14 protein-coding genes are annotated in these 15,032 nt (G+C 59.8%); 9 read left to right on the top strand and 5 right to left on the bottom strand.

The window, feature by feature from the left end; genetic code table 11:
• Nucleotides 1–271 precede the first annotated feature (271 nt).
• From LDO54_RS34225 to LDO54_RS34245, 5 genes are all read right to left on the bottom strand, one after another.
• Nucleotides 272–607, bottom strand: a complete 336-nt coding sequence (locus LDO54_RS34225; protein WP_224016705.1) for a TrfB-related DNA-binding protein — start codon at nt 605–607, stop codon at nt 272–274.
• Between the two features lie 62 nt (nt 608–669).
• Nucleotides 670–1,782 carry a ParB/RepB/Spo0J family partition protein gene (locus tag LDO54_RS34230; protein ID WP_224016708.1) on the bottom strand — a complete coding sequence of 371 codons (1,113 nt, stop codon included), beginning with the start codon at nt 1,780–1,782 and terminating at the stop codon, nt 670–672.
• Between the two features lie 12 nt (nt 1,783–1,794).
• Nucleotides 1,795–2,658: a ParA family protein gene (locus LDO54_RS34235; RefSeq protein ID WP_224016710.1), complete on the bottom strand. Its 864-nt coding sequence runs from the start codon at nt 2,656–2,658 to the stop codon at nt 1,795–1,797.
• A 119-nt stretch (nt 2,659–2,777) separates the two neighbouring features.
• Nucleotides 2,778–3,740: a hypothetical protein gene (locus LDO54_RS34240; RefSeq protein WP_224016712.1), complete on the bottom strand. Its 963-nt coding sequence runs from the start codon at nt 3,738–3,740 to the stop codon at nt 2,778–2,780.
• A 414-nt stretch (nt 3,741–4,154) separates the two neighbouring features.
• Nucleotides 4,155–4,424: a hypothetical protein gene (locus LDO54_RS34245; RefSeq protein ID WP_224016714.1), complete on the bottom strand. Its 270-nt coding sequence runs from the start codon at nt 4,422–4,424 to the stop codon at nt 4,155–4,157.
• 203 nt (nt 4,425–4,627) lie between these two features.
• On the opposite strand from LDO54_RS34245, the gene LDO54_RS34250 reads away from it, so the two are divergent.
• The 9 genes from LDO54_RS34250 (at nt 4,628) to LDO54_RS34290 (ending at nt 14,880) form a co-directional block, all read left to right on the top strand.
• Nucleotides 4,628–7,570 carry a DUF3363 domain-containing protein gene (locus LDO54_RS34250; RefSeq protein ID WP_224016716.1) on the top strand — a complete coding sequence of 981 codons (2,943 nt, stop codon included), beginning with the start codon at nt 4,628–4,630 and terminating at the stop codon, nt 7,568–7,570.
• Nucleotides 7,571–7,582: 12 nt separating this feature from the next.
• Nucleotides 7,583–8,170 (top strand): hypothetical protein, encoded by a 588-nt coding sequence (locus tag LDO54_RS34255; RefSeq protein WP_224016718.1) that lies wholly within the window; start codon nt 7,583–7,585, stop codon nt 8,168–8,170.
• Between the two features lie 27 nt (nt 8,171–8,197).
• Nucleotides 8,198–8,380 (top strand): hypothetical protein, encoded by a 183-nt coding sequence (locus LDO54_RS34260; RefSeq protein ID WP_224016720.1) that lies wholly within the window; start codon nt 8,198–8,200, stop codon nt 8,378–8,380.
• 16 nt (nt 8,381–8,396) lie between these two features.
• Nucleotides 8,397–12,704 carry a zincin-like metallopeptidase domain-containing protein gene (locus LDO54_RS34265; RefSeq protein WP_224016722.1) on the top strand — a complete coding sequence of 1,436 codons (4,308 nt, stop codon included), beginning with the start codon at nt 8,397–8,399 and terminating at the stop codon, nt 12,702–12,704.
• Nucleotides 12,705–12,810: 106 nt separating this feature from the next.
• A complete protein-coding gene (locus tag LDO54_RS34270) occupies nt 12,811–13,173 on the top strand; it encodes a hypothetical protein (RefSeq protein WP_224016724.1) in 363 nt (120 codons plus the stop codon).
• Between the two features lie 139 nt (nt 13,174–13,312).
• Nucleotides 13,313–14,002 carry a tyrosine-type recombinase/integrase gene (locus LDO54_RS34275; protein WP_224016726.1) on the top strand — a complete coding sequence of 230 codons (690 nt, stop codon included), beginning with the start codon at nt 13,313–13,315 and terminating at the stop codon, nt 14,000–14,002.
• A 76-nt stretch (nt 14,003–14,078) separates the two neighbouring features.
• Nucleotides 14,079–14,315: a hypothetical protein gene (locus LDO54_RS34280; protein ID WP_224016728.1), complete on the top strand. Its 237-nt coding sequence runs from the start codon at nt 14,079–14,081 to the stop codon at nt 14,313–14,315.
• A 78-nt stretch (nt 14,316–14,393) separates the two neighbouring features.
• Nucleotides 14,394–14,603, top strand: a complete 210-nt coding sequence (locus tag LDO54_RS34285) for a hypothetical protein (protein WP_224016731.1) — start codon at nt 14,394–14,396, stop codon at nt 14,601–14,603.
• A 46-nt stretch (nt 14,604–14,649) separates the two neighbouring features.
• Nucleotides 14,650–14,880, top strand: a complete 231-nt coding sequence (locus LDO54_RS34290) for a hypothetical protein (RefSeq protein WP_224016734.1) — start codon at nt 14,650–14,652, stop codon at nt 14,878–14,880.
• Nucleotides 14,881–15,032: the final 152 nt, after the last annotated feature.

Raw genomic sequence — 15,032 nt, forward strand, 5'->3', positions numbered from 1 at the left:
AGTCAGGGGATCGGTTACGCGCTGGAGCCGCGTGTTGCTCCAGAAAAGAGAGGGGTTGGGTCATTCGCGCGAGAGCGCGCCATCGGGACGCGAGAGCGGCCCGCACTTGGGGGCGCCCAAGCGGCGGGGGCGCAAGCCCCCAGGAGCGGAACGTGTCGTTGTTCCCCGTGCCATCGGCACGGCTGGATGGGCGGCAAAGAACGGGGGACGAAAAAAAGCCCGTGCTGGGTGGGCACGGGCCTTGTTGTTTGTTCTCGCATGCGAGAACGGGCTATCTTCGCGCCTTGGCGCGCGACTTTCGCAGTTGCTCTTGCATGCGTTCCTTAAACTTGCTGATTTCCTCGACCGGCCCGACCACCGTGGCCGTGATCCAGTCCGGCGGAAACTGGTTTGCTTCCAGATGCGCCTTGTAGATCGCATCAACGACTCGATGCAATTGCTGCCGCTGGATTCCCAACTCGTTGGCGACGGCGGCGACATTGCGGCCTTCGCAGAGCACAGTTCGCGCCGCTGCCTTGTTGTCGTCCGAAAAACGCCGATCCTTTATCGCGGCCTCGAACTCCTTACCGTTCATGAGAGGCGCGTCGTATGCGTCGATGTTTGCCATATTGAATGTCCAGAAGGCCAGCACGAAGGCTGGCCAGTTGTTGCATCAGATCGGGTTGTCGGTCAGCCGTCAGCCGGTTGTGCCTTCGCCTTGTTGAGAATGTCGGACAGCTCGAAGCCGTCCTTCTCGCCCAGCTTGCCCTCCATGAAAGCGATCATGTGAAAGAGCCCTGCGCCATCCTGCCCGAACGTACCATCAGCCAGGTTGGCGACAACCACGCTGCTGTAATCGGCCGCCGTCGTCGTGTGTCCCTTGGAATAGAACCGTTTCAGCGCACGCTCGATCTTCTCCTTGCCTTCCTCACCGATCGCGTTCATTGCCTTGCGCACGGTTCCGTTCTTTTCTTCGATGAGCTTCATGTAGACAGTCATCAGGAGATCGTTGATCGAACCGGGCGCTGCGCTGGGCTTCGGCGAGCGGGGCGTGTCGGCGTCGTCCGCCGGAGCCTCCGGCTTCTCTTTCCGCGGTTTGCTCCGCGGCTTACCGTCCTGCTCCTTTGCATCGTCGCTCAGTTCTCGCACGCGATCGCGGACCTTGATGAGCGGGTCGGCCCTCACTTCCTCAACCAGCTGGGCCGCGGCTTGCGCGCCGGCCTCGCTGCGCGTTTGCAGGGAATACACTTCCGTCACCGTATCGACGCTGACGGTCACGCCGCTGTCGATCAAGTCGTGTGCCGGGCCTTCCGCGTCATAGGCTTCGGCAAACCGCCGGTACTTGGACAGCCACGCAATGGTTCTGCCCGTGAGCTCGGAAACGGCGGACAGCGAACCCAATTCTTCCTGTTTGCTCTGGATTGCGCGCCCGATTTCGAGTGCGGTGAGATTTTCGCGGTCGATGTTTTCCGACCACTGGATCACCCATGCTTCCTCGGCCGTAATGTTGCGGATAACGGCCTTGAGCATGGTCTGGTTCGCGATACACGCGCGCCGGCGGCGGTGCCCGTAAACCACGATGTAACGACCACGCTGCTCGGGGTTCGGCCGAAGAATCACGGCAGACTGTTGGCCCTGACGCTTGAGGATTTCGGCGAATTCCGCGTCGCGCTCCGGGTTGAACACCGTGCGGATCTGCGGCGCTTCGTCTACCAGTGCCGGGTCGATTTCCTCGATGAGTTCGCCGGGTTGCGCTTCCTGGTAGTCCGCGAGACTACGCACACCTTTGTCCCTGAGTCCCATGTTTTCCCCTTCTTAAATTCGGTTGAATCGTGCGAACACTTCTTCGCACGCTGCGCGCATCTCTTTGGCGGCCTCGCGCTGTGCGCCGCTGCGGGCGTTGATCCAGACGGGATTGCCGTTGGTCAACGCTGCGGGGATCGCCGAACGCACGCCGATCACCTGCTGGAACACCGCGGCTTTCTTGTCGGCGCGGAGCGCTTCCAGGTTCGCGTTCTGCTTCTTTGAGCGCACGTCGAACTTGCTGGGCAGGTAGCCAAGGAGAAGGTCTTGCCAGCGCATGCGGCGATCCTTCGCGATGTTCATCAGCGTCTTTTCGAATAGCGGGATACGCTCGATCGTGACGCGCTCCAGGTCGATTGGTACGATCACCGCGTCGGCGGCCGTCAGCGCACCCAGGAGGCGATTGCTCGGGTTCGGCGGCGTGTCGATGATGCAAATGTCGTAGTCGTTTTCGAACCGCTTGAGCGAGTTCGCAACAAGATTCCGGTCGAGCGGGGCGATGAGCTTTCCGAAACGCTCGCGCAGCGTGTCGAACGAAATCTTGTCGTTTTCCTTCTCCAATTCATCCTCAATGTCAATCAGGATATCTACCGAGAGAGCGTCGATGTTATGCAACGCGACGTCGTTTTCGATCAGGTCGATGTTTTCGCGGACGGGCCGCGGCGTCAGGCTAGGGGGCGTTTCTTCGAACAGCTGGCTCGCGCGCAGGTATTGACCGTCATCCTTGACCGGTGCAAATACGCTCGATACGCTGCCTTCATCAATATCGACAACCAGCACGCGCTTGCCCTGTGAGGCAGCGTGAAAACTCAGGTGCGCGGTGGTCGTGCTTTTCGTTACCCCGCCTTTCTGGTTCGCCACGACGAAAATTTTCATGCGACGCTCTTTCATTTATCGTCTCGCAAGTAAGGTGAGCACGCTCGTCTCACAACAGGGATAATATTAGCTACGCGTCACCTTTTCGTCAACATTTATTTTATTCTCGCATGCGAGAACTAGCGCGGCGTGAGTAGACCGGCCTCGTAGGCTTCAAATACGGATTGCAGCGCTGACGATCCCAGGTAAGTGCCATCGGCCCGGTGCATCGCGCAGGCACCGTCGAAAACTTCCACGAAATTGCCGGTCGTTGCCACAAGGTGACGCCCCGCATAAGTGGCGATGAATTGGCGTCGCCGTTCTTTTTTGGCGTCTGCTTCCCGCGCCGCAGCGCCCTCCGCGTACCGGTGAGCAAAATCGGTTCGGGACTGGATGCACGCCCGAAGATAGGCGAACAGGTCGCTACTGCGCAAACGCTCGATTTGTACGCGCAGGCATTCGACTATCGTGGATAGCCTTTGCTTCCCGTGTTCTTTGCAGAGTTTCATCAGCGCGAAAACGCCCGGCGCAGAAAGGCCGCTCGATCGAAGCAGCTGCAAAGCGGGGTCAGCCCAAAGACTTTGCTTTGCAGGCGGGGTACGGCGGTTTGTGTTTGAGGAATTCCCAGGGGGTTGTTTGTTATAAACATTGTTTACCCCCCCGTTATTGGATTCCGTTTTTTCCCCACGGTCAGGTTCAGCTGATTGCGGCGCTTGTGGATAAGTTTTCGCGAATGAGGTGGAGCCGGGGTAGGGGAGGGCCAGGAGGTCGGCCAGCAGCTGGGTCGCGGCGATGCGTGCGCACTGGTAAAAGCCCTCGGCGCTAATGTCCTGTTCCTCGCGCACGATGAGCCCCATTGCCTCGAACCTGTTCAGGGCGTGATAGAGGGTTTTGCGGTCGCAGGAGAGTTTCGAAGCAACGTTTTCCCGCTTGAACCAGATCGGTTGCGTAGCGTCGTTGTACTTCAGTCTGATGACGATTTCCCCGAGAACTTCGCGGGATTTTGAGGTCAACCCTTTGAAGAAAGGGTGTTGAAAAACGGCCGTATAGGCGCGAAGAACGGCCGGCGGGTAAGCCGGCACGTCGGTCGTCAAGCTCTGCATGCACGCTCCAAAAAAAAGTGCGAGCGAACCCCGACCAGTGCTTGACAACAAAGCTGCCGATTCCTAGAATCGAACCCAATACACAAATGCCCTGGCAGGTTTTGTGTCTTGCGGTTGGCAGCTAGATTGCTTGCGCTAGTCTCAAAGAGAAGCCCGGTTTTTCCAGAACCGGGCTTTTCGTTTTTCAGGGTGCCTTATTCGATACGCAATCCTGTGAATCCGTAAGTGCTTCTATTTCCAGCGTTTTAAAACCGCGATCGGCACGATGCCCGGTCGCGGCGTGTGTGTAACTTGTGCGCCCCGGCCGGACCGGGGCATTTTTTTGCCTGATGCGCAAAAAAAGTGTCAGAAAGTATAGCCAGCCCCTGTCCTCTGAGCAATTCCCGACTTTTTGGGACGTTTCCACGTATCCAGTCACTTCAGATTGCGTTGCTTCGGTGTCCAGCGGTCAAATTCGATGGTCGCCTTGGCCAGACCCAAGCCGTCGCGCAGATAGCCAAGAACCGTCTCCAGACGTTTCCACTCGCGCGGCCGCTTGCCCTCGCTCTCGAAAAGAGTCTTTTCCCCGGCGGTCGTCATAATCATGACCATGAAGCTGTCGCCTACGCCGATGATCCTGACAGCGCGAACGCCTCCAGTCGCTGCAAGCGCCCGGAGCTGTTCGTTGCTTACGGTTTCATCCATTTCGGCGGTATCCCGGAAAAGTGAGGATTTTCGGCGGAAAGAATAGCATTTCCCGGTGGATTTCACACGGGAAACATTTTGTAACAAGTCCGAAAGTATGACGAATCCAGGCCGTTAACTCATTGGCGAATAGCCATCGGGCGTTCGTGAGAGCCTTGTTTTCGAAGGGTATAATAAGCGCTATACAATTTTTGGCGGAAGTCATGGCTGGTAAGGGAAGCGGCGGGCGCGACGATGACGATATCCGTGTCGCGCTGAAGCTGCCAAAGCGGAGCTCGCACCACAACCGCGAAGTCGCAAAGGCCGCGGAGGCTTTGCGCAAGGTGCTTAGTGCGTCCGGCCGAAAGGGGCGGGGGGGCGGCAAGTCGCGCTCCGGGGCCGGATACGGAACCGGCGGGCGCAAACCCTCGGCGCCGGCGTCGGGCGGCGCCGGCGCGACTTCGCGTTCTGCGGCGGCCTCGCAGCGCGTTGCGGTGCGTTGGACCTACGCGAAGAACAAGGGCGATGGTCAGTGGAGTGCGCACGGCCGGTATCTGGCGCGTGAGTCGTCCCAGGAACGGCCGCTCGAACAAGACCTGGAAGCGGAAATTGAAAAGGACGTTGGCGCGCAGCTGGAGCGCGACAGCGACGCAGATGGCAAGACCCTCAACGAACCCGGCACTGGCCGGATGCGAGAGCACGATGAACGATATGACGCAGCACGAAGAACAGGACCAGAAAGTACCCCCCTACGTGAGTCCGACGTTGCAGAAATTGCGCGTGGAGGACCGCCCGAATCCCTCCACCGTATGCGAAGGCTGTCCAGCATCCCTCTGGTACGTCACACCAGACGGCTTAAACAATTTCTGTCGCGTGACGCGCACCATGACGTGGACCAAGGAAGAACCGCAGGCCATTCTGAGGTGCGACGGGGAGACGTTGGCCCAAGCCGAGAGGGCGGCAAAGCTCCAGGAGGACGCGGAGCGCAAGCGCGAAAACGCCGGACGGTAGAACCGTTTGGGAGTGAGGGGATCACCGGCCCGATCGCCGACACGCTGAACGCGTGGCAAAAAGCCGGAGACGAGCACCTTTTCAAGATGATTGTGTCGCCCGAGTTTGGCAATCGCATGAATCTGCGTCAGCACGTTCGCGACCTGATGGGCAAGATGGAAAAGGATCTCGGCACGCGCTTGCAGTGGGTTGCGATCGACCACTACAACACCGACGATCCGCACGTCCATATCGCGGTGCGCGGCGTTGATGAGCGAGGCAAGAAGCTGGAAGTCGATCCGGCCTATATCAAGGAGGGTTCTCGTCGGCGTGCAGAAGAACTCGCCACGCGAGAGCTAGGTTTTCGAACGGAGCGGGATGTGGCCGAAGCGTTCGATCGCCAGATTGCGCAACAGCGCTTTACTGACCTTGACCGCATGCTGACGCGAAAAGCGCAGGGGCAAGTGGTGCAGTTCGATACAGTCATTCCAAAGAGCAAGCAGGCTCGCGAAACGCGTCTACGGTTGATTCATCGGCTCTCCGAACTAACGAAAATGGGGCTCGCAGAACGTGTCGGCAGTCACGAGTGGAAGCTTGACGCGAATCTGGAACCGGCGCTACGTGCGCGCCAGATTGCAGAGGACCGACTGAAAACCCGGTTCCTCCATCGCGAGACCATTTCCGATCCGCGTGCGCAGATGGTCGCAACGGAACTGCGCACACTTGGACAGCGTGTGGCTGGCAAGCTGGTCGGCACGGGGCAAAACGACAAGACCGGCCGCGCGTACATGATGATCGAAGGATTCGACGGACTCGTTCACTTCGTAAGCCAGACGCCAAAGGTAGAGAAAATGCGCGGCGCTGGCGAACTGCGCGTGGGCGATTACCTGTCGCTCGAAGTGATGGCACGACGCGACGACAGTGGACGTGCCACGGGCACGTTTACGCGCGTCTATCGCTACGGACCGGACCTCACGACGGAGTTGCTGGACAAGGAAATGATGGCGTCCAGCAAGCCGATCGAGCGGCCCTTGAGCGCGCAAACCGTGGCGGAGAAGTTTCGGGGCGCGGCGGCCGATCGGCAGGAGAAGTTGATGCGCGCTGGCGCAATCACCGTGCGAGAAAACCGGCTTGCTCCGAGCTCGCGCGAAGCCTACGACAAGGTGCGTTTCGCGGACGCAGGCATTACCGCGCCGGACTTCAAATACGGCGAGCCGATCCTTGCAACGATCGTCGCGCGCGGCCAGAAAAGCGCCGTCATCGAAACGCTCGCCGGTAAACGGCATGTGCTGTCTGCCGAGCGCCTGGCGTCGATGGGGCTCGATTTCAAGTACGTGACGCCCGGTGGGACGATGTTCGTTGGGCAGGATCACAAACGGGGAACCGTTGCGCTCGGGGTGAAGGTCGAAAGAATGGCGTCGATCGTGGATGAACCCAAGATCAACCGCCTCGATACGATCGCACGCCAACTGGACGGCGTGCCCGATACGCATCCCCTCGCGCCGATCCTCAAGCAGCGGATTAAGGTCTGGCGCGAGCGCGGCATTTCGGTCCAGTCCGGTGACTTTGTTCGCGACGCCGCGACGTGGGCAAGAAACCACGAACTGGCCGAATCGGCCGAGTTGAAGTCGATGGTTGAGGCGCCGCGCCTGAACAAACTCGACTATCTGATGCAGCAACCCTTTGCAGCTGTGAGCGCGCCGCTCGCGAAGGCAATTGATGAGCGCGCTCTGGTGTGGCTCAAGCGCGGAGTAGATCCGCGCGATGGCCGCTTTTCAATGTTGGCATCTGTCTGGCGCAAAGGCGAAGAATTGCGCGAGGCAATTGAACATAAGGGGGTAGAACCCGTGCTTGAAGAACTCGGACGTCAGAAGGGCAAGCCGACGCGAACGCTCGCATGCGAGCCCGGCCGGCAGATTAGTGGGCGTGTCCTTGCGGTAGCTGCGCAAGCGGACCACACCGCCGTTGTGGTGGATACGGGCGGCGAACTGACGCTGGTAAAGCAGCCACTCAGTCATGCCGTGGAACTGCGTGTTGGCCAGCGCGTGCGAGCCCAGGCGCAAGAGGTGGAAGGCAATCGCAACCGGCAGCTGGCAATGTGGCGCTTCGCGGACATGGAGCGCGACCAGGCCATTCACAAGGGCAAAGATAAGGGTGCCGGGCGCGGCATGTTTTAACGGGGAAAATCTATGAAACCACTCTTTCTTGGCGCGGCATTGGCCGTCGCGTGTGTGGTGGCACATGCTCAAAGCGCAGCCGTTGTGTGCATGGGCAACGTGGCTACGCTCCAGATCAACTACAGCACGGGTTCGGACGCAAATTCGCCCGGCCTGTTCTGGTTGGGGCTCGTCGCGCCGGATGGCTCCGGCGCGGATTATCTGGACACGAGCGGCGCCTGGCAACCGTACCAGAGCGGACTCATTCCACCGACCGGCCGGTACGACACCGGATTGCCGCCGATCGTACAGGCGACAGTGGCGTTGCCGGGGAAGCCGACCAATACCTACGCGATGCAGGGGTGGATCGTTGGAATCGGACAGGGCGTGCTCACCCAGGAATCGCAGCAGCAAGTCGATCAACGGCGCGCAGCGCTCGACAGCGTGAAGCCGCAACTCGTCGCAAAAGGCACCTGGAATCCGATGCTCGATGACGATGACCAGTTCAGGTGGGCACTCGCTCAGGGCGACATGATTACCAACAAGAAGTACGTGCAGGCGTTGAGCATACCGGCGATCGACTGCATGCCGTCCGATACGGGCAACGGCGGTGGCACCTGACGAGCAACAACTTCGAGAGAGACCGTGATGAAAGAGAACGAAAACGCAGTGGAAACCGACGAAGTGGCGTCGCCGGACGAGGCTGAAATGCTGGGTGCTTTCGATGAAGATGCGGTGGGCGATGATGATGCGGCAGCAGCGGCCAGCGATCCGGCCATGTCTGCAACTGACGCGTTGGCGGGGCGTCTTATCGCTCCGACCGATCAATAAGCGCTAGGGGGTGAGCATGAGCGACAACGCAGACAAGACGACCGTCAGCGATGATGTGATCAATAAATACGCAGTCCCGAGCACTACGATCGCCAGCATGCTCCAGCTGGTCCGGGAAGCCGCCACAAGCACGCACAACTTTAGCTACGCAGTCGAAACGGGGCGATGGGATGATCCCGCTGCACAGGACAAGGCTATGCGTCAGGCTGGGTGGGCGTATACCGAAGTCTCGAAGGGCGATTTGGAGCGGGCGGCAGAACTGCTTGAGCAATGCGCGAAGTTGGAGGCGGCGCAACCGCGGATCACAAACCATCGGTTCCAGGCGGCGCACGCGGCCGTCGAACAGGTCATCGTCCAGAATGACCTTGCGCGAACCTATCTGAGCGTTCCCTTCGAAGAAACGAAGGCGGCAATGGGGATGGGGGCGAAGCTCGATAGGGAAAAGAAGCAACTCTACGTGCCATCTGCACTCAAGACTGAGCCGTTTGATAAATGGTCGGGTAAGGGACGGTCAGCTGACAAGGCGCGCGGGGCGGAAAAGGCGAAATCGTCCGAGCGGCCAGGACCGCATGCGAAAGATCCCGAAGTGCGGCGCTCATTCTGGTTGAACGCCAAGGCTGTCGGAATGGGCCAGTGGCAGGACGTTGGGGGCGGCTACCATGCGCGCGAGGCCGATGATCTCCAGCGCCGCGAAATTCTGACGCCCGAGGGCTACGTGGTCGGTCAAAACGGTCCCGATAGCTTCGATATTCCGCTTCCTCTCTTGGCGCGGGACGCACAGGGCCGCGACTTCGCTCAGCGTTATCGTGATGCTACTGCCGGTCGTGACGTGCCTGCGCCGCCTCCGGCGATTGAATCGCAGGCGCCGGCGGCCGCGCGCGACGTCGATGCGCCGACTGTTGCCGCCGCTCCCGTGCGCGACATGCAAACGGACCAGTCTGACTACTATCAGGCGTTGACGGATCGGCTGATCGAGCAACTTGAGAAGGGGACCGCGCCGTGGCAAAAGCCGTGGGACGAGCGGCCCCAGCAACTGCCCTACAACGCACTAACGGGCGCGCCGTATCGAGGCACGAATTCGTTGTTTCTGTCGTTGGCCGCCTCGATCAACGGGTTGGATGACCCGCGCTGGGTGACGTTCAAGCAGGCAAAGGATCTCGGCTGGCAGGTCAAGCGAGGCCAGAAGGGCGTCGCGCTGCAAAAGTGGATATTCCACAAAGATGTGGCGATGATGGAGAACGGAGCCCCCGTGCTCGATGAAAGCGGAAAGCCGCGCACTCAACGCGTCGAGCTCGATCGCCCGCAACGCAAGTCCTTTACGGTTTTTCACGCCAGCCAGCTTGCGAACGTGCCGGAGTTGGCAAAGGAGCCGCGTAAATACGAGTGGAATCCAGAGGAGCGCGCTGAACAGATCCTGCGCGCATCCGGCGCGCGCGTTCTTCACGATCAGGCTGATCGCGCGTACTACTCGGTCATGTCTGATGAAGTCCATATGCCGCGTCGCAACCAGTTTCCGACGCCCGCAGCGTATTACGGCACCGCGATGCACGAACTTGGCCACTGGAGCGGCCATGAAAGCCGTCTGAACAGGAATCTCGGCAACAGTTTCGGCTCGGTCGAATACGCGAAAGAGGAACTGCGCGCGGAACTGGCCAGCTACTTTCTTGGTGATCGGCTCGGCGTCCAGCACGACCCGGCGAACCACGCTGCTTATGTGAAAAGCTGGATTCAGGTGCTTCGCGACGATAAGGCGGAAATTTTCCGGGCATCTGCGGACGCGATGAAAATCGTGGACTACGTGATGGGCCTGGATCGCACGATCGAGCGCGAGACGGGCCTTGATCGGGGGGCGGCCCAGGACGTCGCCGCGACCGTCGATCGCGCAGCGCTGGTGCCCGAGGTCGCGACCGGAACGAATCTGCGGGCCGCGCTTGAAGCGGCCACGCGTCGCGTTCGAGTCGGTGGTGCCGAAATCGACGCTGCGGACCCAATCGCGCAAAGCGTGTTGTCGTCGGTGAACCTGAGAGCGCTGGATGAAGCGCTCCAGCGCGACGGTGTTCGTGATCTGAAACCGTTCACGGGTGGGGCGTCATCGGTTGTGCTGGACGCGGGCCAGACCAGGGTTGTGCGCATTGGCATGGGCGACTTGCCCCAGCGACCCAATGTCGAAGGCATTCTGCAACCGGTGTCGAGCGGGCAGCTAGGGATGCTGCGCTACGAAGTCATGCCGCGCGTGAGCACGGAGGGCATCACGCAGACGGAAGTGGACAGGCTCCATGCGGATCTCCGCGCGCGCGGTGTCGAATGGAGCGATCGCGGAACGGACAACATGGGCTTCATCAACGGCCGCGCGGTCGTGATTGATGGCGGCCTGTCGCTGATCCGGGACAATGATCGCCAGGTTTCCCGGGCCGTGCCTGAGCGCGTGAGCGAGCCGAAAATAGGTGATACCGGCCCACTCGGCAAGTGGCATCCGGCGCCATTCGAAGTGAAGGGCATCCGCTTCGGCTCGGTTGGGCACTACATGGAATTCAGCAAGGCAAAGGTGTTTGGGGACGAGGCGATCGCGCAGCAGTTATTGCGCACCGATGATCGTGACGAACAGCGCGCGCTCGGCCGTCAGGTAGCCGGCTACGTCGATCAGACGTGGCTTGCGCGTCGTGAAAACATCGCTGTCGTGGGCGAGCGTGAGAAGTTTTTGCAGAATCGCGCGCTGTCCGCCGCACTTATGGGCGCTTCGTCGGAATCACTTAATGGCGTACAGGTTCGCGCGCGCGAGCAGATCACGATGATTCGGCATCGTGCCGAATTCGAGCGCCCGGAGTCGGCGATAGATATCAAGGCAATCCGTGACGCGCGAAAGGGCACGGAGCCGGTGCCTGGCGATACTGTGCTGGCCGTGCCTTATGCGGAGCGTCGCAAGGCTGCGGATCTAGGCGCGGTATGGGCGTCGAAGGCGGAAGTCTGGTTCGCACCAGCAGGTCTTGACGCGTCAACGTTCGCGAAATGGACTGCTAACAAAGACCGCATGGCGGTCCCGTCAGATTTGGCAGAAGCCGCGCGCAAGGATTTCGGTAACGCGCTACGCGCGTTCAACCTCCAGATCGACGGTCTAAGCGATGGCAAAGCGCACCCGGTCATGGACGGCCAGATCCATCGTGTTCCGCTCGATGGCGGCAAGCGCGGCAAACTCGATGGGGCTTACGTCGGGCACCTCGACGGAATCAAACCGGCTGGGTACATGCACAATTTCGTCTCCGGCCAGAAAGTGAACTGGTCCGGTGAGGGCTTGTCGCTATCTCCCGAAGAACTGGCCCGGCAAACGGCCGTGGCCGCCCTGGAGGCTCAGAAGCGGGCCGCGGCGCGTGACGTGGAACACCAGGACAAGGCGCGCAGGCTCGGCGCTCGCTGGGGATATTTGAAGCCTGAGCCGGAGACCGGGAAAACCTATCTCGAACGCAAGCAGGTTCCAGCCATAGGTGTCAAATTCGACGGCGACAAGACGGTAATCCCGCTACGCGATGTGAATCGTAAGATCTGGTCCCTGCAAACCCTTTTGCCGGAAAAGGTTCAACTCGATCCTGAGGGCGATCCTATGGACAAGCTGCTGGCCAAGGGCGCCAAAAAAGTGGGGATGATGCACACGCTTGGGGAAATCAAGCCGGGAGAGCCGATCATCGTCATGGAGGGTTACGCGACGGCAGCGAGCGTGCATCTTGCGACGGGTTACACGACGGTAATGGCGGTTGACTCGGGAAACCTTGAACCGGTGGTGGCGGCTATCAAGGAGCGATACCCGACCAATCCATTGTTCATCGGCGCCGATGATGATCGGTTTCCGAACAAGCAGGGCTTGATAGATAACGCTGGCCTCAAGGGCGCAATCGAGGCTTCGGCCAAGCATGGGGTCGGAATTCTGGTTCCGCAGTTCAGCGCGGAGGGTAAGCTGACCGATTTTAACGATCTGCACGTCAAGGAAGGATTGGGGGAGGTCAAACGGCAGATTGATGAGGGTATAGCGCTGTCGGTGGAGCAAAGCCGTGCGCGCGCTCGCACGATCATGCAGCAACAGTTGGGCGTGGGAGTTGAAGTCAGTGCTGCGGGCGCGGCTACCCGTCATACCGGCGAAGTGCTCGGCGTTACGCAGCACCACGTTGCGCAGGCGGTTGGGGGCAATAGCGGTGTAATCCACGAAACGCGCAGGCTCGATACTGTGCCCCTCCCCGGCAATGTTGCTACCGTTCAATATGCGAATGGCCGTGGCAAAGTCAGCGACAGAACGCAGGAAAAGGAGTTGAAGCGCACCAACGAAGTCGAGCGATAGACTCAGCAACCCGGTCGAAGCCCCGCACATGCGGGGCTTTTTGTTTGGGAATTCTCGCATGCGAGAATGCTTTTTATGGTTGACAAAAAGGCGACGCGTGAATAGCATGAATCGTCTCAGAACGGTCTGCCTAGCCGACGAGAAATTATTTTATGGCGCAGCATTTACGACAAAGGGAGTAGTGATGGTTGACGATGAAGATAGTGAAGATAAGTTTGCTGCGGGCCTGTGGCGTCTCCTGGCGGCCCTGGTGGTGCTTGCGTTCGGCGGATGCCTCACCGCCTATCTGTTGCATCAGGCGAAGTCGGACGGTCTGCTTGGGGCCACTGCGCCGCCGCCCCAGCCGTCCGCGTCGCTCGTTTCTCTGGTCGTTGATGGCAAACGTCACCAGACGAAGGAAGGGAAGTATGTAGTCTGCGACCCGGCCTCGTTGCCGTCAGAGTGCCGGTCTGATCTGCTCGAACAGTGAAGCCCGCCCGGTGATTGTTGCCCTGCGCGCCAGGTTTTCCGAGGAAGTGACTGGCTAGGCGGGTTACACTGGAAAGGAGCGCCCAGCGTTTTCTCTCTCGTAACAAGGCTCGAAAGTGAGCGCATTACGAGATACGAAAATGGAACCCAAGCACGCGAAAGTCCTCACACCTGCGAAATTCAGGCACCTGTTGCGCGTCACCGCTGCGACCAGTCGCTTTCCTGAGCGCGATACTCTCATCCTCCTGCTCGGCGTTACATGCGGTATGCGCGTCACCGAGATTACGCGTCTCGAAGTGCATCATGTGCTTTCAAAGTCGGGCACCAAGAAAGAAGAAGTCAGTTTGCCGGGCGCTATTACGAAAGGTTGTAGGCCGCGCTGCGTTTTTCTTTCACACGCCAAGACAGTTGAAGCGCTCGACCGCTACATCGAGTGGCGCTATTGCCGTGGACATGGCGCAGCACTGGACCGTCGCGAGTACCGTGGCTTGATGCCACGAACAAAGCTGATCGTCACGCAGAAAGGCGGCGCATTCGAGTTGAGCGTGAAGCGACGCATCAATTTCGCGGGTGACGTAGTGGAGTACCTAGCAGCGGACAGCCTTCAGAGCTATGTGACGGGCCTGTATCGGGCTGCTGGCCTCGGGGCGGGGTATAGCAGTCACAGCGGCAGGCGGACGTTTGCCAGCCGCTTGATGGCGAACGGTCACTCGCTCGAAATGGTTCAGATACTCCTGGGCCACTCTCACCTAGACCACGTAGCGCCATACCTTGACGTATCCGATCGCGAGCAGCGCGAGGCAGTTTCTCACATTGACCTGGCGGGCTAAAGACCAACGTTTGTCGCGGTTTTCGCGTGCTAGAATGGTACGCAATGCGTATCACAAAATGAGAGGATTTTTGCCGATGGACGAAAGTGAACAGCAGGCGTTTCTGCGTCAGGCCAAGGAGACGCTTGGGCTGACGTGGGATGACCTTGCTCGCGCAAGTGGAATCGCGCCGCGAGCCTTGAAAACTTATCGCATGCCCGAAACATCGAAGGATTTCCGCGCGTTGCCCGGACTAGCGCGCGCGGCAATCGAGCGCCTGGTAAGCGATCGGAAGCCTGCGCGCAACAGTAAAACGGGTTCAAATGGCGCTTGACATGGTACGCAATGCGTACCATACTAACCTCATGTTCGGCGGTCGTGTACCGATAACAGGCTGAGATAGGAAGCGACGATGGCGACCGTGAAAAAAGAAGCCCTGCTGCGCGAAGCTGAAAGCATTGAGGCAAGCGCAAAAGACAGCCTTGATTCGTGGGTGCTGCTCGGTCAATCTGCCAAGTATGCCGAAGCGATGGAGAAGGCTTCGACACTGCGAAGTGCTGCATCAATCGCCAACGTTGCAGAGCGCCGCGAATTCCTGCGCGGGCACGGCATCAAGGCTTAATGGAAAATTCGCCGCTGCGCGCGGCACTGGAAAAAGGAGAGCGGCAATGCAAACGCGATACTTCGGTGAAGTGAAAGCGCTCGGCTTCGACGGCAAGTGGTATCCCGACGAAGAAGCATTGGAGGACGCCATCGTGCAAGCGGAATGGGCCAAGGGCATTCTCGCCGGTCCTGACACCGTTTGGCCGAATGGCCGCCACTCGCACGAAGCCGCCAGTGCGGTGCTCGATGAATCGCTGGACACTCTTTGCGCTCGCGAGTTCTTTTTCGCCCACTAACAACCACTGCGCCCGCTACGGCGGGCATCGGAAAACCACATGACCAAAACTCTTTGTCTCGTTCAACAGGGCGGCGGTGAGGCGCGTGGCCCCGTGAAGGCCACGCGTCGGAGTCGCTGGATTGCTTTGCTCGCCGTCGCTGTCCTTGCTGG

This window comes from Paraburkholderia tropica, assembly GCF_914484835.1.
GTDB classification, from domain to species: domain Bacteria; phylum Pseudomonadota; class Gammaproteobacteria; order Burkholderiales; family Burkholderiaceae; genus Paraburkholderia; species Paraburkholderia tropica_A.

Bases quoted from the DNA above. Each gene is read 5' to 3' on its own strand.
- LDO54_RS34225 (WP_224016705.1), bottom strand. From the start codon at position 607: ATGGCAAACATCGACGCATACGACGCGCCTCTCATGAACGGTAAGGAG.
- LDO54_RS34230 (WP_224016708.1), bottom strand. From the start codon at position 1,782: ATGGGACTCAGGGACAAAGGTGTGCGTAGTCTCGCGGACTACCAGGAA.
- LDO54_RS34235 (WP_224016710.1), bottom strand. From the start codon at position 2,658: ATGAAAATTTTCGTCGTGGCGAACCAGAAAGGCGGGGTAACGAAAAGC.
- LDO54_RS34240 (WP_224016712.1), bottom strand. From the start codon at position 3,740: ATGCAGAGCTTGACGACCGACGTGCCGGCTTACCCGCCGGCCGTTCTT.
- LDO54_RS34245 (WP_224016714.1), bottom strand. From the start codon at position 4,424: ATGGATGAAACCGTAAGCAACGAACAGCTCCGGGCGCTTGCAGCGACT.
- LDO54_RS34250 (WP_224016716.1), top strand. From the start codon at position 4,628: ATGGCTGGTAAGGGAAGCGGCGGGCGCGACGATGACGATATCCGTGTC.
- LDO54_RS34255 (WP_224016718.1), top strand. From the start codon at position 7,583: ATGAAACCACTCTTTCTTGGCGCGGCATTGGCCGTCGCGTGTGTGGTG.
- LDO54_RS34260 (WP_224016720.1), top strand. From the start codon at position 8,198: ATGAAAGAGAACGAAAACGCAGTGGAAACCGACGAAGTGGCGTCGCCG.
- LDO54_RS34265 (WP_224016722.1), top strand. From the start codon at position 8,397: ATGAGCGACAACGCAGACAAGACGACCGTCAGCGATGATGTGATCAAT.
- LDO54_RS34270 (WP_224016724.1), top strand. From the start codon at position 12,811: ATGAATCGTCTCAGAACGGTCTGCCTAGCCGACGAGAAATTATTTTAT.
- LDO54_RS34275 (WP_224016726.1), top strand. From the start codon at position 13,313: ATGGAACCCAAGCACGCGAAAGTCCTCACACCTGCGAAATTCAGGCAC.
- LDO54_RS34280 (WP_224016728.1), top strand. From the start codon at position 14,079: ATGGACGAAAGTGAACAGCAGGCGTTTCTGCGTCAGGCCAAGGAGACG.
- LDO54_RS34285 (WP_224016731.1), top strand. From the start codon at position 14,394: ATGGCGACCGTGAAAAAAGAAGCCCTGCTGCGCGAAGCTGAAAGCATT.
- LDO54_RS34290 (WP_224016734.1), top strand. From the start codon at position 14,650: ATGCAAACGCGATACTTCGGTGAAGTGAAAGCGCTCGGCTTCGACGGC.